Below are 20576 nucleotides of genomic sequence, written 5' to 3'. Positions count from 1 at the left end.
CTATTCCAGCAAGAGGTGGCGGGCAAGCCCTTCGATGTAGGTTTCATCCTGGCCGTTGGGGTGTGCTTCAAAGGCCAGGTGCAGATATTCGTGGGTCAGGTCGAGGCGATCCTGCAAGGTCAGCACGCCGCGCACGTAGATGCGCTGGCGTTCGCGGTCGACGAACGGTCGACCGAAAGCCAGTTTGCACACGCCGAATGTGCTGACTTCGTTGTAGCCGGTTTCGCTTTCAAGCCTCGGACCCCAGCCGCGTCGTTGTTTTTGCAGCCAGTCCTGGGCGGCGGGCAATGCTTCGCAGGAGGCGACCGGGTTGTCCCAACGGCTGAGGCTGGCGCGTGGATAGGCGTGCAGCAGAATCGCGTCGTAACGTTGACCAGCGTTAGCCTGTTCGACTGCTTGCTGCCAGGCGAGTTTGTCCGGGCCAGGTTGATCGGAGTGATAGGTGACGGTGCTGCCGGCCAACACCAGATCCGCCGTCCACGCCGCGATATTGCGCGACTCGGCCGAGGCGGGACGCGGTGCGACCCGCTGGCGGTTGCTGCTGTCGTCAATGCTCAAGCAGTCGCCGTTGCGTGAGGCGTTTTGCAGCAGATAAGTGCGAATCGCCACGGCCAAGGCTTTGGCGGCTTCAGCGGGTTCGGGTTTGGCTTCGCGCTCCAGAACACGGGCGACGTATTCTTCGCGATCCAGTCTTGCCACGAGTTTGTCGTTGAGCAAAAACAGTTCGCCGTCGCTGTGGATATCCAGCGCATTGCCATTGGCGAATTCGACGCGGTAGTCGCCCTGCAACGGGCCGGAAGTTGCAACGCGCTCGCCAGACAAAACCCGTACGACCGGGTATCGCGAGAACAGTCCAACCTCAACACAACGCCCCGCCTCTGCGGGCCAGGCACTCGGCAACACCGTCGCCAATGCAGCACCGTAATGCCGCAAAACCATCTGACTGGTGCCACGCCCGCCAGCCCAGATCGGCGTGCCGTCCGCCGCCCAACCAGCGAATCCGCCCTGGCGCGATGTCGGGTCCTGATCGCCGAGCCAGCTCCAGGTTTTCACCCGCAAGCGACCACCCAGCTCACCGACAACGTTGCCGTCTGCGGCGTTCAGCACCACATCGAGCAACACCCGGCGCATTTGATCTTGAGCCGGAAGCACAGATAAAACGCCCAGCAACTCGGCAACTGAAACCCGGGTCGCCGGTTGTACGGCAGGCAAATCCAGCAACCATGATGGCGCCTTGTGTGCCTGCCAATAGGTGCGCCAGTCGGCAGAGGTAATGCCCAATCGCGCAGGCTCGAAATACAAACCACAGGATTTAACCAAGGCCTGATCACGCTCGATCTTGCCGCCAGCCGTGCAGCAATAGACTTCGTCCTTCGACTGCCCGCGACATTCATATGCCGGCTCACGGGCGCCGGTATCCACCAGCCACGCGTAAACGAACAACTTCCACAGACTGCCGAGCGGCGTATCCAATGTCGCAGGCAACGGCTCGCGGGCGATCAGTTGCGTGTGATTCAGCGACAGCAACTCGCCCTTGTAGGCAAGGCGCAGCGGTTCGTCCTGCGCTGTCGCCAGCGCAGGAATCAGACACAACATCAGCCACAGCAGCGGCCGCTTCATATCAGTTGACCGTAACCTGACCGAGGGCGGCTTTCGCTTCCTGGGCCTGATGCTGCGGCGCATACACTTGAGTGAAACGCACCGGTGGCAGGTTGAACTGGCCCTTCTGCGAGAAGCGCACCAGATGGCGCAGACGCAATTCACCGCTCAGCGCATCGACCGGCACCGCGTAGGCCAGTTGTCCCGGCTCGAAACGCGCCTTTTCCAGCGCGGTCGGCTCGGTGCCGTCCTTGCCCTGTAGCTTGATGCCCCAGGTCGTGCGCTCGACATCCGCGCCCGGTGGCAGCGGCACCTCGAGCATGCCGTAGCGCAACGGTTTCGGTGCTTTGCTGGTGAGGATCACTTCGTCCAGATACAGGCTGTCGCTGGACAACGGCTTGTTGCCGACCGGCTCCAGTTTGAAGGTGAACGCCTCGTCGCCCGGCACCAGTCGCGACAGGCGACGGGTGATGGTCACGGCCATCGGATCAATGGCCGGTTGCTGAGTCTGGAAGCTCAGCGCCGCACGCAGCGGACGCTCCTGGGTGCCGGAGACCGACAGCACGCTCGGCACTGGCGCAGCGCCTTGCCACGTCCAATACATCTCGCCGCTGACCCCGTAGTTTTTCTTCCAGCCTTCACCCGGCATCAGCGCGATGGTCGGTGAAGCCTGCTCGATGCTGCGTTGCAGCCAGGTCAGCGCCAACGCCCGTTCAAGGGTTGATTGCTGCGGCAGCAGCCGTTGCAGCAAGGCTTGGGCACGGGCCTGATCGAACGGTTGCAGCGACAGGTTCAGCGCTTCGGCAAACGGCTGCGAACTGACCGCCAGACGTTGTTGCGCATCAGCCACCTGCCGATTGAAAGCGTCCGGCAGATTGACCTTCGACTGCTTGGCCAACGCGGCTGTCAGCGTCCGCGCTGCCGCCAGACCGAGCGCCGAATCCGGATCGCTCATCACCAGACTGTCTTCGCCATCGTCCATAAGATTGGCAGCGTTGCCGTCGCCAGCCTTGGCCAGATCTTCCATCAGACCCGTCAGCAGCGTGTTGACCGGCAAGTGCATTTGCTTGGCGAACGACAGGATCAGCGCCCGTTGCAACAGCGGCGTATTCGGCGCCTGTTTGGCGTAGACCTCCAGCACTCGCTGCCAATGCTCCGGCGGCAGGGTCAATTCCAGCACTTTGCTGGCGTTCCAGTCGGCGTAATAGGCGTACGCGGTGAGGAATGCATCCGGCTCACCGTCATAGCCCCACCAGGTGAAGCTCGCCGAAGGACCGGCCATTTGCACCAGACGCAGACGGCTGTTCTGCATGATCAGGCGCAAGCGATCACGGATCTGCGGGCTCGACGCCAGCGACGGGTAAGCGATGCTCAGCGGCAGCAAGCGGCTGGCCGTCTGCTCGACGCCGCCATACGGATAGCTCAGCAGATCATCGAGTGCGGAACGGAACAGCGCTTGCGGGCTGTCATCCAGACGCAGGCGAATGTCGGTGGCATCAGCCGGCAGACTCAGCGGCGTGTCACCACTGGCGACATCGAGGCTCTGCGTTTGAGTCACCTGCCAGCCGTCACCGGTCGCGCTCAGGCGCACTGCCAGGGCATCCGCAGTTTTGCCGTCCTGCACCAATTCGGCTGTCCACTCACCAGAAGCCAAAGCAAAGGCTGGCAGCGGCAGATAATTGATGCCGTTATTCAGGGTCACCGGCAGGCGTTGTTCGGCGCCCGCGTAATGAGTCACCAGTTCAGCCTTGACCGGTTTCTCGGCCTGACTGAAGGCGAACACACCCAGTTGCGGCTGATCGCCCTTGCGGAATTTGCTCGGCCCGCTCCACTTCAGGTACAGCGGTTTTTCCGAGCGAACAAACTGCTTCTTCTGCCCGACCTGACCGTCATCGGCGATGGCCCTGGCTGTGATGCGCCAGCGGGTCAGCGAGTCCGGCATCTTGAAGGTGAAGCGGGTTTTGCCGTCGGCATCGGTGAGCAATTCCGGCTGCCATGCAGCGGTATCAACGTCTTCGCGACGCGGACGTTCCAGCACTTTCACCCCGCGTTCGCTGCGATTGGCCTTGCCCGGCGCACCGGGGCTGCCCGGCAACGCCACGTCGTAACTGATGAAAGACAGGCTGGCGCTGGTGCGCACGTTATTGCGCCGTGGGTGATAGAAGAACTGATCGATGGTCGGCGCGACTTCCGGTTGCAGCGCATAGACCATTTCGTCGACCACGCTGACCGTCAGATGCGCCGGAACCGCTTTGCCGGCGAACTGCGTGGTCAGATCCACAGTGACGGTATCGCCCGGTTGATAAACCTGTTTGTCAGTGCTGATCGCCACGTCGATTTGCGGCGCCACCACTTTGATCCCGGCGTTCTGGAAGCTGTACTGACCACCCTTGGTGTACAGCACCGAGAACGTCAGGTTCGGCGCAAAATTATCCTTCACCGGAATGCGGGCGCGGTATTGGGTATCGCTGAGTTTTTCCAGTTTCAGCCAGTCGCCCCCCTTGGCCAGCAGCGCAGTGGCTTCGACCTTGTCACGCTCCAGCGACAGCAATGCATCGCTGACCGGTTCCGGAAAAGTGATCAGCGCCAGCGCTTCATCGCCAGCCTTGTACTCGGGTTTATCGAGGACGATTTCCACGGTGCCCGGCACCGCTTTGACGCCTTCACCGGTGACCGAATGACCGGTGGCGCCGAGTACCCGACCGTGCTGATCCTTGAGCGTCAGGTTGTAAGTGCCCGGACGCTCGAAAGCCAGGCTGAAGCCTTTATCGGATGCCGCGAGTTTGCCTTCGCCCGTGCTCTGATCTTCCAGACGCACCCAGCTGTAAGTGCTCGGCGTAACGGCTTTGCTTTCTTCGCTGCCGCCCTCGTTGGTGTAGCTGAAAGCGACTTTATCCTTGACCGCACTGAAGCGTTGCGGCGCGCTCAAGCGGAAGCTTGCGGCGCCACGGTCGATGAGGATTTCCTTGGTGGTCTTGACCCGATACGCCGCACCATCGCTGGCAAACACGGTGAGCATGTAGCGGCTCGGTTTGTCGGCGGCCGGCAGGTCGAGGGTCGCGTTGCCCTTGCTGTCGGTGGTCAATTCGGTGCTGGTCAGTTCCACCGGGAATTGCCCGAGGTATTGCAGCTCGTTGTCGACCATCGACAGTTGCTGGGCGCGCAGACTCAGGGTCAGTTTGGCGTTGGCCACCGGTTTGCCGTCCGGGTACAGCAACACCAGGCTGCCCTTGACCGGCTCGCCGGTGCGGTAGTCCTGTTTGGCCAGGTTCAGCGAAATCTCGAAGTGCGGCTTGATGTATTCGGCGACACGGAAGGCACTGCTGTAGGCCTGATCCTTGTAGTTGAAGCGGATCTCGTAGCCACCCGCCACGGCGTTATCCGGCAACTGGAAACGGCCTTGGGTACCGGCCTTCGAATCAAGTTTCAGGTCGAGGGTTTGCAGCTCGGTACCGGTGGCGTCGAGCACGCTGACATTGACGTCGGCAGCGGTTGGCTGCACTGAATCGCGGGCGTTCTTGAACTCACGGCCGACGATTTTCAGCGACACCCAATCCCCCGGGCGATACAGCGGCCGGTCGGTGAAGGCATAGAGTTTGGTGTCGTAGATTTCGCTGTCGTAATAGAAGTTCTCGGAGACGAATACGCCGCCCTCCTCGTCCTCGCCGATCACGAACGAACGCTCGGGGCTGACGTGTTTCAGTCGCAGCAAACCATCGGCATCAGTGGCGCCGCTGCTCATCACGCCGAGGCCATCGGTCCACAGCACATTGACCTTGGGCACCGAACTGCCTTCGTGTTTGCGTGCAGCCCAGACCAGCAATTCGTCACCGGCAATCTTGCTCACGGCCACGGTGTTCGAGACGAAGACCATGGTAGTCGCCCGGTACTTGCCGACCAGCGCTTCAACCAGATACAGACCCGGTTTCAGATTGCCCAACGGGATGTAGACGTTGCCCGGGGCGACGTTGACGAAGTCACTCGACGAGCCTGCCAACTTCACGCCTTCCGGCGGCTGGATCGGTTTCGCCTGCCACAGCGGATAACGGAACTGACTGACCACCGGCAGACCCGGGATCAACGCAAATTGCGGCTGCGCGTCATACGGCGTCGGCGCAACGATGGTGTTGCCCATCTTCAGTTCCGGCACCTCTTCGGTGACCTGTTTGCGCGACTCATAGGAGAACGCGCGCTGCATCACGCGACGGGATTTGCGATACCAGTTGTCCCACAGATAAGCGAGCGTGTTCGACAGCCCGTCCCCCTTGAACTGACCGTCGCTGACTACGCGGTGCAGGTTCTTCTGACGCTTGAGGAAGTCCAGCGGCTTGTCGATCCGGTACACGCGGATGTCGGCGCCGCCATACGGCTCCATACGAAAACGCCGGTAATCACGGCCCGGCGCTTCGAGGCGCACCATCGCCTGCTCGTCGCTGGCGAAACTGCTGTCGGCCAGCAGGAAGAAGCTTTCACCGGACACCGGCGTGTAGCCGCTCGGCTCGACCGAGTCTTCGGCGTTGACCGTGGCCATTGGCATCAGCAATGCCAGCAGCAGAGGAATTCGAGAACAGATACGCAACATGCGGGCACCGGTCATTGGGTGAGAAAGTTCAGTCGATAGACGCCGATGAAGTTGGGATTGGCTGCGTCGGGTATCCATCGGGTGTCCTTCCATGTCATGAGTTGCTGCAGGCTTGCCGAACGCATGCCGTTGTCAGTCGGGGTGGTGGTGCCGGTGTGATAGGCGATGTAGCGGCCCATCCAGATCATCAGGTGCTGGTCGTCGCCCTGATCGAAAAACATCAGGTCACCGGGCCGGGCCTGCGACACGTCGCGGCCGATCAAGTGGCTGTTGAACTGAATCAGTTTGATCGCATTGACGTACGGCCCGACCTTGCCGCCACCCTGCTGCCATTGCTGGGCGAGCTTGCGCTGGTCATCGCTGAGCGATAGCTCCGGCGGCAGGTAGCGGTTGGACAGGCCATTGCTGCGCAGCCATTTGTCGTCATGGACTTTCAGCGCTTCGTTGGCGGCGAAGCGCACCAGCCCGGCGCAGTCCTGCTGATACCAGCGCGGACTCGGGCCCTGGCTCAGTTGCTCCTGAGCGATGCGCACAAACCAGGCACGGAACACCTGGGATTGCGACACATCCAGCGGCGCGGTTTCGACGGCGCGGGCCCCCGCGCTCAGCAGCAGCGCGAGCAAGCCGAGGCTGCGGATCAGTGCGGTCACAGGGCTTTCCATTCCAGCGGCAGCCACTGCCAGTGGCCGTCGGGCTCGCTGCCTTCAGGCAAGGTCAGCGCGTATTTGCCATAGCCGCCGAGGGTGCGCAATTTCGGAATCAGATAAGTCTGTGCGGCGTTGTAGAACACCGGCTCCATGTCTTGCGGCAGGCTGTCGAGCGTCTCCTGCTGCATCAGTTGCGCCATCGAGTCCGGGCCGAAGTAGATTGGCATCAGCACGTCTTTTGGTAACACATCGGCCATTGGCGGGAAGCGTTTGTCGAGGGTGCCGAGGGCCTTGTCGACCAGCTTGTCGTCGAGGGAAAACAGCAGCGTCGAACCGTGCCGCGCCAGGCTGACTTTCATGAAGGCCTTGCCGGTGATCGCATCAGGATTCTCGGCGTCCTTGGCCGCGTAAGGGCCGAAGTTCGAGCTGACCTGACGCTGCCAGACATGGCTCTGGCCTTCCTGTTTCTCGACCACCGGGAACACGTTTTCTTCCACGCTGGACTCAAACGCGCCGACCATCGAACCGAACAATGTGCCGAGATCGCCGTCGAGTTTGCCGTTGTCCTCATCCTTCAGACTGGCCACCAGCAGCGGCGTGTACAGCCGCGAATCGGCGTACCAGCACAGGCCCGCCGCGCCGGCCACGTGCTCGGTGAGTTTCTGCGCCACGGCTTCTTCGGCGCCGAGTTTCACCAGCAGCGGTTTCTGTGGCTCAGCGGCCACCGGCAGGGTTACGCAAGCACTCGCGCCCAAGGGCATGGCCTGCCAGACCGGTTTGAAATCGAAGTCGGGCTGGTTTTGCAGTTCATCCATGGCGAGGAAGCTGTGCCAGCCTTTGTCATCCATGTCGAAACGCAGCCCGGCGAAGTTCGGAATGAAGCGCTGGTAGCCCATCGCGAGCACGCTGGAGTTTATCGACAGGCGTTGTTTGATTTCGGGTGCTTTGACCGGCAGACCGAAGGCTTCCGGGAACAGTTTGTCGCCATTGAGCAGCGCTGCCAGCGCTTGCGGCGAGACGTGCCCGGACTCCTCGGAAACACCGCTTTCCGGTTCGTAGTATTTGGCCGGATTGGACAGCACCACCAGTTTGTCGCCGCGCGAAGCGAACAATAGCGACTTGCTGGCGTTGTAGGTCAGTTGATACAGCGTCACTTCGTCGCCGCCGACTTTCAGCTTGCCGAACACGCTGAGCTGCGAATCATCCAGGGCGACTTTCGCCAGCGGCTCCAGCAGCTTGGCCAGTCCACCACGATCCATCACCAGCAGAAAGTCCTTCAACCGGCCATCAGCCCCACGCCACAGGGCGACATCCGCCGGTTGATCGAAAAGCTCTTCGATCAGGCTGTCTTGCAGCTTCAGGTCATGCTCGTAAATGATCCGGCGCAGACTGCCAATCAAGCCGAGGCGGTCAGCGTGGGTTTCGTAATAGAAGACGAAGTCCTCGGTGAGCGTGGCCTTGAGGAACGGCACCGTCAGCAAGTCCTTGGGCAACTGGCTCAGGGAATGCGCTTCCAGCAACGCATCCGGACGGCTCATCCCCAGCTTGTCGCTGGCCAGTGCAGCCGCCGGCGCCTTGGGTTTGTGCATGAACCAGCCGAGCCCGCCCGCCACACCGGCGGCCAGGACCAGCCCGACCAGCAACAGCGGCCAGCGTCGGGAGGGTTTGCCGGCAGGCGTTTCGACGGTTGGAGAAACAGTGTTATCGCTCATCTTCACGCTCATGTTCCCAAAGCTCACGAGTTCATCCGTGGTGCGGGATGCTTAATAGTTGAAAGTCTTGACCAGCAGCAGATCACCGATTGCCCGCAGCGGCACGATGAAGGTCTCGCGTTTTTCGTCGACGGTGTTTTCGTTCAATACCAGCGTGATCTGCGAGGTGATGACCTCGTTCTGATTGCTGGCCTCCTCGAAGTTATAGCCGCCGTCGCCGAAGTTGCCCCAATAGTTGACGTAAACCAGATAGGTGCCATGCAACGGCGCTGTCATGGTGAACATTTCCGGGCCGGGGCCATCGACGCCGTCCGGGTCGAGACCGCCGCCATTGGTCAACGCCGTATGGGCGAAAAACGCGTGCTGGCCGTCGGGTGTAATGATGTGCAGGTCTAGTTCGGCCTTGGGATCGTCCCAGCCGAGAACCACGCGAATCCGCGCAGGCGTGCGCAAGTTGTTCGCTTCATAAAACTGTACGCGCTTGAGCGACTGGCCTTCGGCGCTGCGCACTTCGACGCTGTTGGAACCGGCGCCGAACGCATAGGGCCGGGCAAAACGCCCATCGTCGTCGGTGTAGAGATTCAGCGGATTGCCATTGACCGCCAGCGTATGCGGCCCACGCTGATTGCCAATGGCCTTGAGCTGGCCCTGAATCATCGTGCGATTGCGCTGGATACCGCGATCAATCGGCGGCGTGGGATAGGCGACTTGCGGATTTTCGCTGCGGTCGAGCAGACCGTGATAACGCCAGCCGCCCACCGGTTCCGACAGCTCGGCAGTCGGCGCGGCCAGCAGCGCGGGCGCGCAGGCCAACCCGATCAGCAGCAAAAGAAATGAACGCATGTGATGCCTCCTGCCATGCCTGAACGAAACCTTGCACCCGATCCTCGGTACTTCACAGCGCGGAAAACTGCGTTTCGTCTGAAAGACCCGTGACTGCCGGGTCGTAGAAGGCGCGAAGATTAGCGATTTGATAGTTTTTTAACAATCGGATACATCTGAATTTTCTGTGGGAATCACGCTGTCAGATGGACGATGAGCCGAATAGCAGTCATATTCGGCTCACAGAATGAGCCGAATAAAGTTTCTAATCGGCTCACGCACATGAGATCAGAGATTGATGGCAATTCATTGGATCTGGCAGCAGCCCGACTGGCCTGACTTCAACTGGCAAGCTGAACGCTTGGCGCCACTCTTGCGCGAGTGCGTTCAGGCCCAGGGACAACTGAAGGGCATGGCCCAATCGGTAGACGGTTCTTTGAGCGCTCAGAGCGAGCTTGATGCGCTCTTGCAGAATATCGTGACGTCATCCGCCATAGAAGGTGAGCAACTCAATGTCGAATCGGTACGCTCCTCCCTGGCGCGACGCCTGGGTCTTGAGCAACCCGAAGCAAACCACGTCAGCCAACGCAGTGAAGGTCTGGCGCAATTGATGCTCGACGCGACCCGTCATTTCGATGATCCGCTGACACTGGATCGGCTGTTCGAATGGCATCAATGGCTGTTCCCGGAACAAGAGACTGGCATTACCGCACGCTCGATCCGCATCGGCGGTTTACGCGGCAATGAGCCAATGCAGGTAGTGTCCGGCCGGATCGACAGGCCGAATGTGCATTTCGAGGCGCCTCCCCGACAAGGTCTGGAAGAACAGTTAGCGACGTTCCTCGACTGGTTTGAGGCCAGTCGCAGCCAAAGCAGCCTCGATCCTTTGCTGCGCGCCGGTATCGCACATTTCTGGTTCGTCACCCTGCATCCTTTCGACGATGGGAACGGCCGTCTTACGCGTACGATTACCGATCTGGCGCTGGCGCAAGGTGAAGCGCAGGCAATCCGTTTCTATGCGATGTCGGCCAGTATTCTCGAAGATCGAAATGGCTACTACCGCGTATTGGAGTCAAGCCAGAAGGCGGCTCTGGATATCACGGAGTGGCTGAAATGGTTCCTGCAAACGCTTCTGCGCAGCCTGCAACAAGCCATTGCCCGGATTGAGTCGGTGCTGGGCAAGGCCCGTTTCTGGCAAGCGCATCGGGAGTCTGATTTGTCGGTAGAACAGACCAAGGTGCTGAATCGCCTGCTGGACGGCGGGGAGCGCGGCTTTGAACACGGGATCAGTGCGGCGCAATACCAAGCTGTAGCCAAGGTATCCAAGGCCACGGCAACCCGGCATCTGGCCGAGTTACTGGAAAAGGGCTGCCTGCAACGTTTACCGGGAGGTGGACGCAGTACGCGTTACCAAATTGCTTATCCAGAAAACTTCACAGGTTAATATCCTGTCACCGCAAATCTTGTGGTGAGGGGATTTATCCCCGACCGGCTGCAGCAGTCGTAAATTGCTTGATGCGATCCTCCTACCGGATCGGGGTGGCTGATTTGGGGTTGCTGCGCAGCCCAGCGGGGATAAATCCCCTCGCCACATGGAGACCTGCAAAGCTTCGAAACAAGCCCCTGCTCATTTGCCCATAAACCCCCTATCTGCTAGTGTCGCGCCGGTTTAACGTCAACCGGAAATCGCCGCCATGGCCCGCAAAAAAGCTGCACTGGATTTCGAACAATCCCTCGCTGACCTGCAAACGCTGGTCGAGCGTCTGGAGAATGGTGAATTGTCGCTGGAAGACTCGCTGACCGCTTTCGAGCAGGGTATCGGTCTGACCCGTGACTGCCAGGCAGCGCTGGCGCAAGCCGAGCAGAAGGTGCAAGTGCTGCTGGAACGCGATGGCGAACTGGCCGAGGAACCCTTCGACGCGGAACAGCCAGAATGATTGCTGCGTATTCGGCGACCAGCCAGGCGCGGGTCAACGCGGCACTGGAAACCCTGTTCAACGCGCCGCTGCCAGAACTGGCGCGCCTGTATGAGGCCATGCGTTACAGCGTGATGAATGGCGGCAAACGGGTTCGCCCGTTGCTCGCCTACGCCGCATGCGAAGCGCTCGGCGGCCAGGCTGAACAGGCCAACGGCGCTGCTTGCGCGGTTGAGCTGATCCACGCCTATTCGCTGGTTCACGACGATTTGCCGGCAATGGACGACGACGACCTGCGTCGCGGCCAGCCGACCACTCACAAAAAATTCGATGAAGCCTGCGCGATTCTCGCCGGTGACGGCTTGCAGAGCCTGGCGTTCAGCGCCCTGCTCGATCCGCGCCTGAGCAATCCGCAAACCGAAATCCGTCTGCAAATGGTCAGCGCCCTGGCACTGGCCGCAGGCCCGGCAGGTATGGTCGGCGGTCAGGCCATCGACCTTGGTTCGGTCGGCCTCAAGCTCGATCAAAAAGCCCTCGAACTGATGCACCGGCACAAGACTGGCGCGCTGATCGAAGTCAGCGTCAAGCTCGGTGCCCTGGCCAGTGGCCGCGCCGAGAAGGATGAACTGAAATCCCTGCAGACTTATGCACAGGCCATCGGCCTGGCGTTTCAGGTGCAGGACGACATCCTCGACGTCGAAAGCGATACCGAAACCCTCGGCAAACGCCAGGGCGCGGATATTGCCCGCGATAAACCGACCTACCCGGCCCTGCTCGGTCTGGACGCGGCCAAGGCCTACGCCCTGGAACTGCGTGATCAGGCGCTGCACGCCCTGCGACCGTTTGACGCGGCCGCAGAGCCGTTGCGCGATCTGGCCCGGTATATCGTCGACCGGCGTAACTGAACGCCAACCTGTCAAAAAAGACCAACGCGTGGGCAGGGGACGATGCATCAGGTAAACTGCCGCATCTTTTATACCTATAACGATTCGCCTGATGCCCACGACGTTTCATGAGATTCCCCGCAAGCGCCCGACCACGCCCCTGCTCGACCGCGCGAATACGCCGGACGGCCTGCGCCGGTTAGGCGAAGCCGAGCTGGAAACCCTGGCTGATGAGTTGCGCCTGGAATTGCTCTACACGGTCGGCCAGACCGGTGGGCATTTCGGTGCCGGCCTGGGCGTCATCGAGCTGACCATCGCGTTGCATTACGTCTTCGACACCCCGGACGACCGGCTGGTGTGGGACGTGGGTCATCAGGCTTATCCGCACAAGATCCTCACCGGTCGTCGCGAGCGCATGGGCACCCTGCGCCAGAAGGACGGCGTCGCGGCTTTCCCGCGTCGCGCCGAGAGCGAGTACGACACCTTTGGCGTTGGCCACTCCAGCACGTCGATCAGTGCCGCGCTGGGCATGGCGATTGCCGCCCGTCTGCAAAACAGTGATCGCAAGGCTATCGCAGTGATTGGCGACGGCGCGTTGACTGCCGGCATGGCCTTCGAGGCGCTGAACCACGCGCCGGAAGTGAACGCCAACATGCTGGTGATCCTCAACGACAACGACATGTCGATCTCGCGCAACGTCGGCGGTCTGTCGAATTATCTGGCGAAGATTCTTTCCAGCCGCACTTATGCGAGCATGCGCGAAGGCAGCAAGAAAGTGCTGTCGCGCCTGCCCGGTGCCTGGGAAATCGCCCGTCGCACCGAAGAATACGCCAAAGGCATGCTGGTTCCCGGCACCCTGTTCGAAGAACTGGGCTGGAACTACATCGGCCCTATCGATGGCCACGACCTGCCAACCCTGATCGCCACCCTGCGCAACATGCGCGATCTGAAAGGCCCGCAGTTCCTGCACATCGTCACCAAGAAAGGCAAAGGCTTCGCCCCGGCGGAAGTCGACCCGATCGGTTATCACGCCATCACCAAACTCGAACCGCTGGACGCCCCGGCCGCCGCGCCGAAAAAGGCTGGCGGGCCGAAGTATTCAGCGGTGTTCGGCGAGTGGCTGTGCGACATGGCCGCGGCTGATCCGCGTCTGGTCGGCATAACCCCGGCAATGAAGGAAGGCTCGGATCTGGTGGCGTTCAGCGAACGCTTCCCGCTGCGCTACTTCGACGTGGCGATTGCCGAGCAGCACGCCGTGACCTTTGCTGCCGGTATGGCCTGCGAAGGCGCGAAACCGGTAGTGGCGATCTACTCGACGTTCCTCCAGCGTGGCTACGATCAGCTGGTTCACGACGTCGCGGTGCAGAATCTCGACGTGCTGTTCGCCATCGACCGTGCGGGTCTGGTTGGCGAAGACGGCCCGACTCACGCCGGCAGTTTCGATCTGTCGTACCTGCGCTGCATCCCGGGCATGGTCATCATGACCCCGAGCGACGAAAACGAACTGCGCATGATGCTCACCACCGGCCACCTGTACAACGGCCCGGCGGCGGTGCGTTATCCGCGCGGCAACGGCCCGAATGCGACCATCGAGAAAAACCTCGACCCGATCGAGATCGGCAAAGGCATCGTCCGCCGTCAGGGCAGCAAAGTCGCCCTGCTGGTGTTCGGCGTGCAACTGGCCGAAGCGCTGAAAGTCGCCGAGAAGCTGGATGCAACCGTGGTCGACATGCGTTTCGTCAAACCGCTCGATGAAGCGTTGGTGCGCGAAATCGCCGGCAGCCATGAGTTGCTGGTGACCATCGAAGAGAACGCGATCATGGGCGGCGCCGGTGGCGCAGTCAGCGAGTTCCTCGCTCGCGAGAACATCCTCAAATCGATGTTGCATCTGGGCTTGCCGGACATCTACGTCGAGCACGCGAAACCGGCGCAAATGCTGGCCGAATGTGGGCTGGATGAAGCCGGGATCGAGGCGTCGATCCGCGAACGCCTTACTCTGCTCGACCAGTAAACACCGTCCCTGTGGGAGCGGGCTTGCCCGCGAAGAGTCCGGCACATCCAACTTCAATGTTGATTGTGCCAACGCCTTCGCGGGCAAGCCCGCTCCCACAGTGTTTTGTGCTGCTGCAACATGTTGTGTACACCAGAAATCCCTACGGACTGTTGATGAACCTCTCGCGCCTCGCCCTGCCCTTCCTCCTGCTGCCATCCGCCAATGCCCTCGCCGACACCTTCGAGCGCGATCAGGCGCTGAAGCTGCCGGACATGCTGATCAGCGCCAACCGTCAGGTCGAAGCGCGCAACGACAGCAGTGCCGCCAACACGGTGTTCACCCGCGAAGACATCGACCGTCTGCAACCGAGCGACGTGCCGGATCTGCTGCGTCGAGTACCGGGCGTGCAAGTGGCGCAGACCGGTGGGCGCGGCAGTCTGCCGGGGATTTATATTCGTGGCACCCAGTCGGCGCAAAGCCTGGTGCTGGTAGACGGGCAACGCATCGGTAGCTCGACTTCCGGCGACAGCAATCTGCAGCATCTGAACATTGAGCAGATCGAGCGTGTGGAAGTGCTGCGCGGCTCGCGCTCGGTGATTTACGGCAGCGATGCGATTGGCGGGGTGATTCAGATTTTCACCCGTCGCGGCACTGAGCAAGGCTTGCAGCCACGGATGCACGTCGGCTTCGGCAGCAACCAGACCTGGGAACGCAGCCTAGGCCTGTCTGGCGGTGACGAGAAAACCCGCTTCAATCTTGGCGCCAGTCTCGACGAAACCGCCGGCATCGACCGCACCCACGAGTCGTATCCCAGCGATGGCGACCACGATGCATACCGCAACAAATCGATCAGCCTGAGCCTCAGCCATGCGCTGACCGATGACATCGAAGTCGGCGCCAATCTGCTGGATAACCGTGGCAAGAGCGAGTTCGACAATCCGTTCGGCCGCTTCGACATGAACACGTTCGAGTCCGTCCAGCAGCAGCCCTACAGCGATTTCAACGTCAGCAGTGTCAGCAGCTACGTGGATGCGCGGGTCAACGATATCTGGAAAACCCGCGTCGAATTCGGCCACACCGAGAACCGCGAGAAGACCCTCGACAAGCTCAGCGATGAGCGCACGGTGTTCAACACTTACCGCGATTCGGTGAACTGGCAGAACGATCTGACCCTGAATGCGCGCAATAGCCTGATCCTCGGCGGCGACTGGTACGAAGACCGGGTCAACAGCAGCACCGCGTTCGACGAGGACAGCCGTTGGAACCGTGCCGCGTTTATTCAGCATCGTTATCAGGCTGACAGCTTCTCCACGGAGCTGGGCCTGCGTCACGACGACAACCAGCAGTTCGGCAGCCAGAACACCTGGAGCGGCACCTTCACCCTGCCGCTGAACCCGGACAATGACCTGTTGCTGAGTTACAGCGAAGGTTTCCGCGCACCGACGTTCAATGACCTTTACTACCCGGATTTCAGCAACCCGAACCTGAAGCCGGAAACCTCGAAAAGCTACGAACTGCAATGGCGCAGTCAGTTGAGCGACAGCACACGTCTGGAAACGTCGCTGTACCGCACCGACCTGCAAGACGCGATTATCTTCGGCAGCAACTCGCGCCCGGAAAACGTCGCCTCGGCCCGCATCAACGGTTTCGAAGCAGCGCTGAAACAGGAGCTGTTCGGCTGGCAGAGCAACCTCGGCGTATCGATCATCGACCCGCGTGACCGCGACAGCGGACATACCCTGGCCCGTCGCGCGCGGCGTACCGCGAGCTGGGATCTGGATCGCCAGTTCGACAAACTGGGTCTGGGCGCCAGTTGGCAATTGGTCAGCGGCAGTTACGACGACTTGAACAACACCCAGCCATTGGGCGGTTATGGTTTGCTCGGTTTGCGCAGCAGTTGGGCGTTGAACCGTGAGATCAAGCTGGATCTGAAGCTGGATAACGCTCTGGACAAGGGCTACAGCCGCGCGAATTACAGCTATGACGGCAGTCAGTACGGTTATCGCGAAGAAGGTCGGGCATGGATTTTCGGGATCACCTGGACCCCTGAGCTCTAAGGACTGCCCCTCACCCCAGATTATTTGTCAGGTGCGATCAAGTGGCAGAGCTTGGCGGTTGCTTCGATCATTTGGCCGCTTGGGCGTTCTAGACCTTTGTCGGTGACCAGCAACAACTGATGTTGCGTCACCGCCGCCACTTGCGGCCAGGCTTTCCACGCATTGAGTTGCGCCTGATCGCTGGCCAGAATCACTTCCGGATTACGCTGCAACACCGCTTCGACGCTGACCTGAGGCGCCGGCAAGGTCAGGTCGGCGAAGACATTCCGTGCTCCGCAGACTTCCAGCGCATCACTGATGATCTGCCCACCGCCAACGGTGTACAGCGGCTGATCCCAGACTTGATAGAACACCCGCAACGGCGTGTCGCGGTGATAGCGCTGGCGCAAGTCATCGAGTTTCTGCCGCAGATCGCCCCCCAGTTTCACGCCCCGCTCGGCACGTCCAAGCTGCACCGCAATGGTTTCAATCTGCGCACTGAGTTGTTCGAGGCTATGCGGTTCGGCGACAAAGGTAGGAATGCTCAATCGCTTGAGCTGATCACGCTGCGCCGGGCCGACACTGCCGGGCCAAAGCAGCAGCAAGTCAGGCTTGAGGCTGAGCAGGCGCTCCATGTCCAACTGACCATAACGCCCGACTGACGGCACATTTTGAATGGCCGCAGGACGCTCACCGGCATCCAGCACCCCGACCAGCAAATCGGCGGAATCCAGCTCAACGACAATTTCAGAAAGCGACGGCGCGAGGCTGACCACCCGCAGGCTCGCCAGCACCGGAGCCGAGACGGCCAGCAGCAGAAGCGCCAGCCACAGACGGCGCATCAGCCGAGTTGACGCGGGATACGATAGAGATAGAACAGCACCGCCGTGGACAGCGCCAGCAACATCAGCGGCACCGCTTCGAGGCCGACGAACACCGCCAGCGCGCCGATCCATGCCGGCAGCGCCGCTGCAAGAAACGCCGTCCGGCGAGTCGCCGCCAGCGCGATCCAGGCTGCAGGCTCTTCTGCGGTATCGAGGGCTTTTTGCGTGGCGATCAACGCATGTTTGTAGCGACCGAAGAACTTCAGGCTGACAAACATCGAGGCCACGCCGGCAATGAACAGCGGCATCGCCAGCACCGGCAGGATCGCATCAGTCTGACCAAACAGCGCATTGAGAACGAACAGCGGCACCAGCGCCAGCGCCAGGTATTTCCACCAGGCCACTGCCAGACGGCGCCGCACCTGACCGCGCGTCACGCCCGGTCTGCCTCGCCCTGATGCTCGTTGCCCATCATGTGGTCGAGCTTGCTAGCCTTGGTCGCCAGATACAGTTTGTTGTGCGGGTTGTGCCCGGTGTGCAGCGGCACGCGCTCGGCGACCACGATGCCCATGTCGGTCAAGGCTTTGACCTTGCGCGGGTTGTTGGTCATCAGACGCAGAGACTTCACGCCCAGATGCTCAAGCATCGGCAGGCACATGGCGTAGTCACGCTGGTCGGCGGCAAAGCCCAGACGCTCGTTGGCTTCCACGGTGTCGGCGCCGCCGTCCTGCAATTCGTAGGCGCGGATCTTGTTCAGCAGACCGATGCCGCGACCTTCCTGACGCAGGTACAGCAACACGCCGCGGCCTTCGCGGGCGATGGCCTTGAGGGCGGCTTCGAGTTGCGAGCCGCAATCACAGCGCTGGCTGAACAAGGCGTCGCCGGTCAGGCACTCGGAGTGCAAACGGCCGAGAACCGGGGCTCCATCGGCAAAATCACCCAGGCTCAGCACAACGTGCTCGCGGCCGGTGGCTTCATCGAGAAAACCGTGCATGGTGAATTGCGCAAAAGGCGTTGGCAGCTTGGAAGCGGCGACAAAAACGACAGGCACCGGTGTGCTCCTGATCTAAAAAAGTCTGAAGATTCGCTGGCCGGCATTGTAACAGCAGGTTCCTGCAGGCGCTTAGGCTGAATTATCGGCCATAACGATCAAAAAGTTTGATGACAATCCTGACAATTGAGGTCTCTGTGGGAGCTGGCTTGCCAGCGATTGCGGTGGATCAGCAAAAAATATGGCGATTGAAACACCGCTATCGCGGGCAAGCCCGCTCCCACAGGGGGCTCTTTTGGTACAAAAATCTGTGATCAGTATTGTTCAAATGGATATGGTTGTTTCCAGCGCTCAAAGATCGGCTTGAGCTCGCCGCTCTTCACCAACAACTCCATGCGCTGATCGAACAGCGCCATCAACGTACGGGCTTGCGGTGTATCGGCGAAGCACAGGTACAGCGGCAATTCAGCGATGTGAGTTTTGCGAAACTGTTCAGGTTCCCTGGCCCTGCTGATCACGTAATCGATTTCGGTCAGCGCATCGATGTAATAGTCCGCACGGTTGTGGGTCAGCATCGACAAAATCCCGGTGCGCCGGACGACTTCGTTGTAGCTCTTCACGTTGGGCAAATAATCTTGATAGTCGTAACCGCGCACCCAGGCCAGTCGATAACTGCCGAGGGTTTCCGGGGTCGGCGCCGGATTGCTGGCAAGCCCGAGGGCGTAGATGTGGTCGGTGTCGAAGTTCCAGCGCGGATAGAGCAAGTCGCTGGCCTCTTCGTGATAGGAGCCGACGCAGGCGTCGATTTCGCCACGTTCGGCCAGTCCTACGGAGCGCGTGTAGGGTTCGGTGCGAATATCCAGTTTGACCCCGGCTGGCTCGAACACCTTGCGCAGCACGTCCCAACCCAGTCCATGGCCATCGGCAGCGGTGTAATCCTGCCAGTCCTCACTGGCCAGATGGATGACCGACGGCGCGGGCACGGCTTCCTGCGCGCTGGCCACAGGGCCAAGCAACACAAACAGCAGAAGCATCAGCCAGCGTCGAGCCATCCCTAGTCCCCTCACTTAACCCCGCTCACTCATCCGGCGTGACGGATCAGGCGAAAATCCACACCAGTCCCTGCATCGCCAGCCAGGCGAACACGCCCGCCAGCACGTCGTCGAGCATGATGCCGACGCCGCCATGTACATGCCGGTCGATCCAGCGGATCGGCCATGGCTTGAGGATGTCGAAGAAGCGGAACATCAGGAAACCCGCGAGCAACCAGTACCAGCCTTCCGGCACCAGCCACAGGGTGATCCACATCCCGACCATCTCGTCCCAGACGATGCCTTCGTGGTCATGCACTCGCAGATCGTCGGCGACCTTGCCGCACAGCCAGAAGCCGAACAGCATGGTGATGCCGAGCATCAGCCAGTAACCCCAGTCGGGCAACATCTGCCACAACGGAATAAAGGGTAGCGCAACTAACGAACCCCACGTGCCCGGCGCTTTCGGCAAGGTGCCCGAACCGAAACCGAACGCGAGAAAATGCCAGGGATTGCGCCAGACCGACGGCGGAACGAATTCGGCCGGAACCTGTTTCGGGTGATCTGTCACGGTGACTCCTGAAAATGTTGATAACCCCGGATTTGCGGGGTGATGTCCAATCCTTCGCGATCCAGCAGCACCACACCCTGGCCCTGCGCCACCCGCCCGATCACATGGATCGGCCAGCCATCGGCGAGCAATGCCGGCAACTCGACGGACGGTAGGGTAAACGCCAGCACGTAATCATCGCCACCACTCAACGCCGCACGTTCAGCACCGCGCTGACCGAGAAAGGCGACCAGCGCTTCCGACAACGGCACACGCTCGCGCTCGACCTCAAGTCGCACCTTCGATGCCAAGGCAATGTGCCCGCAGTCGGCGAGCAACCCGTCGGAGATATCCAGCGCTGAAGTGGCTTTGCCGCGCAACGCCTGACCGAGGCCGAGTTGCGGTTGTGGCGACCAGTAATGATTGAGCAGCGGCTCGGCAATCTCAGTGTCGGCCTCGCGCTGGCCGAGCACCAGCGGCAAAGCACCGGCGGCGTTGCCCAGCTCTCCGCCAACACACAGCAAGTCGCCGGGTTGCGCGCCGCTGCGGGTCAGTGCTTGCCCGGCCGGGACGCGACCGAACACGGTCATGGTCAGGCTCAGCGGCCCACGCGTGGTGTCACCGCCCACCAGTGCCACACCGCAGCTCTGCGCCATGCGGTTCAAACCACGGGCATAGGCTTGCAGCCAATCGGCGGTCACCGTCGGTACAGTCAGGGCAAGGGTAAAGGCGATGGGCGTGGCGCCCATGGCAGCGAGATCGCTGACAGCTACGGCCAGCGAACGCTGACCCAGCAAAAACGGATCGCAGGGGTCGGCGAAATGCACACCGGCCACCAGCGTATCGGTAGAAATCGCCAGCTGTTCCCCGGGGGGAACCGCCAGCAAGGCGCAGTCGTCGCCGATCCCCAGTGCAACGCCCTCGCCGCCCTGCGCACAAGGCGCGGCGGCGAAGAAATTACGGATCAGCTCAAACTCGCCCATTTGAAG

16 protein-coding genes are annotated in these 20576 nt (G+C 61.0%); 5 read left to right on the top strand and 11 right to left on the bottom strand.

Going from position 1 to position 20576, the window contains the following annotated elements; genetic code table 11:
* The 5 genes from ACTWLJ_RS10565 to ACTWLJ_RS10545 are packed head-to-tail and all read right to left on the bottom strand — an operon-like array spanning position 1 to position 9383.
* Complete coding sequence (locus ACTWLJ_RS10565; protein WP_445180769.1) at positions 1 to 1620, bottom strand: DUF2300 domain-containing protein; 1620 nt, start codon at positions 1618 to 1620, stop codon at positions 1 to 3.
* Between the two features lies 1 nt (position 1621).
* Positions 1622 to 6196, bottom strand: a complete 4575-nt coding sequence (locus tag ACTWLJ_RS10560) for an alpha-2-macroglobulin family protein (protein ID WP_445180768.1) — start codon at positions 6194 to 6196, stop codon at positions 1622 to 1624.
* Entirely contained in the window at positions 6193 to 6843 is a 651-nt protein-coding gene (locus tag ACTWLJ_RS10555; RefSeq protein ID WP_401215466.1) for a DUF1175 domain-containing protein, read from the bottom strand. The genes ACTWLJ_RS10560 and ACTWLJ_RS10555 overlap by 4 nt, the downstream gene beginning before the upstream one ends.
* The gene (locus tag ACTWLJ_RS10550; protein ID WP_445180767.1) at positions 6828 to 8540 is read right to left on the bottom strand and encodes a DUF2138 domain-containing protein; all 1713 of its coding nucleotides are present in this window, start codon (positions 8538 to 8540) and stop codon (positions 6828 to 6830) included. The genes ACTWLJ_RS10555 and ACTWLJ_RS10550 overlap by 16 nt, the downstream gene beginning before the upstream one ends.
* Before the next feature lie 51 nt (positions 8541 to 8591).
* On the bottom strand, positions 8592 to 9383 hold the full coding sequence (locus ACTWLJ_RS10545) for a YfaP family protein (protein WP_445180766.1): 792 nt from the start codon (positions 9381 to 9383) through the stop codon (positions 8592 to 8594).
* Positions 9384 to 9660: 277 nt separating this feature from the next.
* Here ACTWLJ_RS10545 and ACTWLJ_RS10540 point away from each other — a divergent pair, with 277 nt between their 5' ends.
* The 5 genes from ACTWLJ_RS10540 to ACTWLJ_RS10520 all read left to right on the top strand — a co-directional run bounded on the left by ACTWLJ_RS10540 (position 9661) and on the right by ACTWLJ_RS10520 (position 16212).
* On the top strand, positions 9661 to 10806 hold the full coding sequence (locus ACTWLJ_RS10540) for a Fic family protein (protein ID WP_445180765.1): 1146 nt from the start codon (positions 9661 to 9663) through the stop codon (positions 10804 to 10806).
* Between the two features lie 250 nt (positions 10807 to 11056).
* The gene (locus tag ACTWLJ_RS10535) at positions 11057 to 11299 is read left to right on the top strand and encodes an exodeoxyribonuclease VII small subunit (protein ID WP_003228627.1); all 243 of its coding nucleotides are present in this window, start codon (positions 11057 to 11059) and stop codon (positions 11297 to 11299) included.
* Positions 11296 to 12183 (top strand): (2E,6E)-farnesyl diphosphate synthase, encoded by an 888-nt coding sequence (ispA, locus tag ACTWLJ_RS10530; protein ID WP_401215457.1) that lies wholly within the window; start codon positions 11296 to 11298, stop codon positions 12181 to 12183. Before ACTWLJ_RS10535 ends, ispA begins: the two co-directional genes overlap by 4 nt.
* Positions 12184 to 12274: 91 nt before the next feature.
* A complete protein-coding gene (dxs, locus tag ACTWLJ_RS10525) occupies positions 12275 to 14173 on the top strand; it encodes a 1-deoxy-D-xylulose-5-phosphate synthase (RefSeq protein ID WP_445180764.1) in 1899 nt (632 codons plus the stop codon).
* Positions 14174 to 14328: 155 nt separating this feature from the next.
* Positions 14329 to 16212 (top strand): TonB-dependent receptor domain-containing protein, encoded by a 1884-nt coding sequence (locus tag ACTWLJ_RS10520; RefSeq protein WP_445180763.1) that lies wholly within the window; start codon positions 14329 to 14331, stop codon positions 16210 to 16212.
* 20 nt (positions 16213 to 16232) lie between these two features.
* Here the strand turns inward: ACTWLJ_RS10520 and ACTWLJ_RS10515 are convergent, their stop codons facing one another.
* The 6 genes from ACTWLJ_RS10515 to thiL all read right to left on the bottom strand — a co-directional run bounded on the left by ACTWLJ_RS10515 (position 16233) and on the right by thiL (position 20570).
* Complete coding sequence (locus ACTWLJ_RS10515; protein ID WP_445180762.1) at positions 16233 to 17033, bottom strand: cobalamin-binding protein; 801 nt, start codon at positions 17031 to 17033, stop codon at positions 16233 to 16235.
* Positions 17033 to 17452 (bottom strand): MFS transporter, encoded by a 420-nt coding sequence (locus ACTWLJ_RS10510; protein ID WP_445180761.1) that lies wholly within the window; start codon positions 17450 to 17452, stop codon positions 17033 to 17035. The genes ACTWLJ_RS10515 and ACTWLJ_RS10510 overlap by 1 nt, the downstream gene beginning before the upstream one ends.
* Positions 17449 to 18066 carry a GTP cyclohydrolase II gene (gene ribA, locus ACTWLJ_RS10505; protein ID WP_401215444.1) on the bottom strand — a complete coding sequence of 206 codons (618 nt, stop codon included), beginning with the start codon at positions 18064 to 18066 and terminating at the stop codon, positions 17449 to 17451. Before ribA ends, ACTWLJ_RS10510 begins: the two co-directional genes overlap by 4 nt.
* 254 nt (positions 18067 to 18320) lie before the next feature.
* Entirely contained in the window at positions 18321 to 19058 is a 738-nt protein-coding gene (locus ACTWLJ_RS10500; protein ID WP_445180760.1) for a substrate-binding periplasmic protein, read from the bottom strand.
* 46 nt (positions 19059 to 19104) lie between these two features.
* The gene (locus ACTWLJ_RS10495) at positions 19105 to 19608 is read right to left on the bottom strand and encodes a phosphatidylglycerophosphatase A family protein (protein ID WP_003228639.1); all 504 of its coding nucleotides are present in this window, start codon (positions 19606 to 19608) and stop codon (positions 19105 to 19107) included.
* Positions 19605 to 20570 (bottom strand): thiamine-phosphate kinase, encoded by a 966-nt coding sequence (gene thiL / locus ACTWLJ_RS10490; protein WP_445180759.1) that lies wholly within the window; start codon positions 20568 to 20570, stop codon positions 19605 to 19607. The genes ACTWLJ_RS10495 and thiL overlap by 4 nt, the downstream gene beginning before the upstream one ends.
* Between the last annotated feature and the right edge of the window lie 6 nt (positions 20571 to 20576).

The organism is Pseudomonas sp. McL0111, assembly GCF_052567255.1.
The sequence above is the reverse complement of the archived record's forward strand: the minus strand, read 5'-3'. Positions and strand labels throughout refer to the sequence as shown.

What these genes read in the sequence shown, in the direction of transcription:
- ACTWLJ_RS10555 (WP_401215466.1), bottom strand. Translation starts at nt 6,843, where the DNA reads ATGGAAAGCCCTGTGACCGCACTGATCCGCAGCCTCGGCTTGCTCGCG.
- dxs (WP_445180764.1), top strand. Translation starts at nt 12,275, where the DNA reads ATGCCCACGACGTTTCATGAGATTCCCCGCAAGCGCCCGACCACGCCC.
- ispA (WP_401215457.1), top strand. Translation starts at nt 11,296, where the DNA reads ATGATTGCTGCGTATTCGGCGACCAGCCAGGCGCGGGTCAACGCGGCA.
- ACTWLJ_RS10535 (WP_003228627.1), top strand. Translation starts at nt 11,057, where the DNA reads ATGGCCCGCAAAAAAGCTGCACTGGATTTCGAACAATCCCTCGCTGAC.
- ACTWLJ_RS10545 (WP_445180766.1), bottom strand. Translation starts at nt 9,383, where the DNA reads ATGCGTTCATTTCTTTTGCTGCTGATCGGGTTGGCCTGCGCGCCCGCG.
- ACTWLJ_RS10540 (WP_445180765.1), top strand. Translation starts at nt 9,661, where the DNA reads ATGGCAATTCATTGGATCTGGCAGCAGCCCGACTGGCCTGACTTCAAC.
- ACTWLJ_RS10565 (WP_445180769.1), bottom strand. Translation starts at nt 1,620, where the DNA reads ATGAAGCGGCCGCTGCTGTGGCTGATGTTGTGTCTGATTCCTGCGCTG.
- ACTWLJ_RS10550 (WP_445180767.1), bottom strand. Translation starts at nt 8,540, where the DNA reads ATGAGCGATAACACTGTTTCTCCAACCGTCGAAACGCCTGCCGGCAAA.
- ACTWLJ_RS10515 (WP_445180762.1), bottom strand. Translation starts at nt 17,033, where the DNA reads ATGCGCCGTCTGTGGCTGGCGCTTCTGCTGCTGGCCGTCTCGGCTCCG.
- thiL (WP_445180759.1), bottom strand. Translation starts at nt 20,570, where the DNA reads ATGGGCGAGTTTGAGCTGATCCGTAATTTCTTCGCCGCCGCGCCTTGT.
- ACTWLJ_RS10520 (WP_445180763.1), top strand. Translation starts at nt 14,329, where the DNA reads ATGAACCTCTCGCGCCTCGCCCTGCCCTTCCTCCTGCTGCCATCCGCC.
- ACTWLJ_RS10560 (WP_445180768.1), bottom strand. Translation starts at nt 6,196, where the DNA reads ATGACCGGTGCCCGCATGTTGCGTATCTGTTCTCGAATTCCTCTGCTG.
- ACTWLJ_RS10500 (WP_445180760.1), bottom strand. Translation starts at nt 19,058, where the DNA reads ATGGCTCGACGCTGGCTGATGCTTCTGCTGTTTGTGTTGCTTGGCCCT.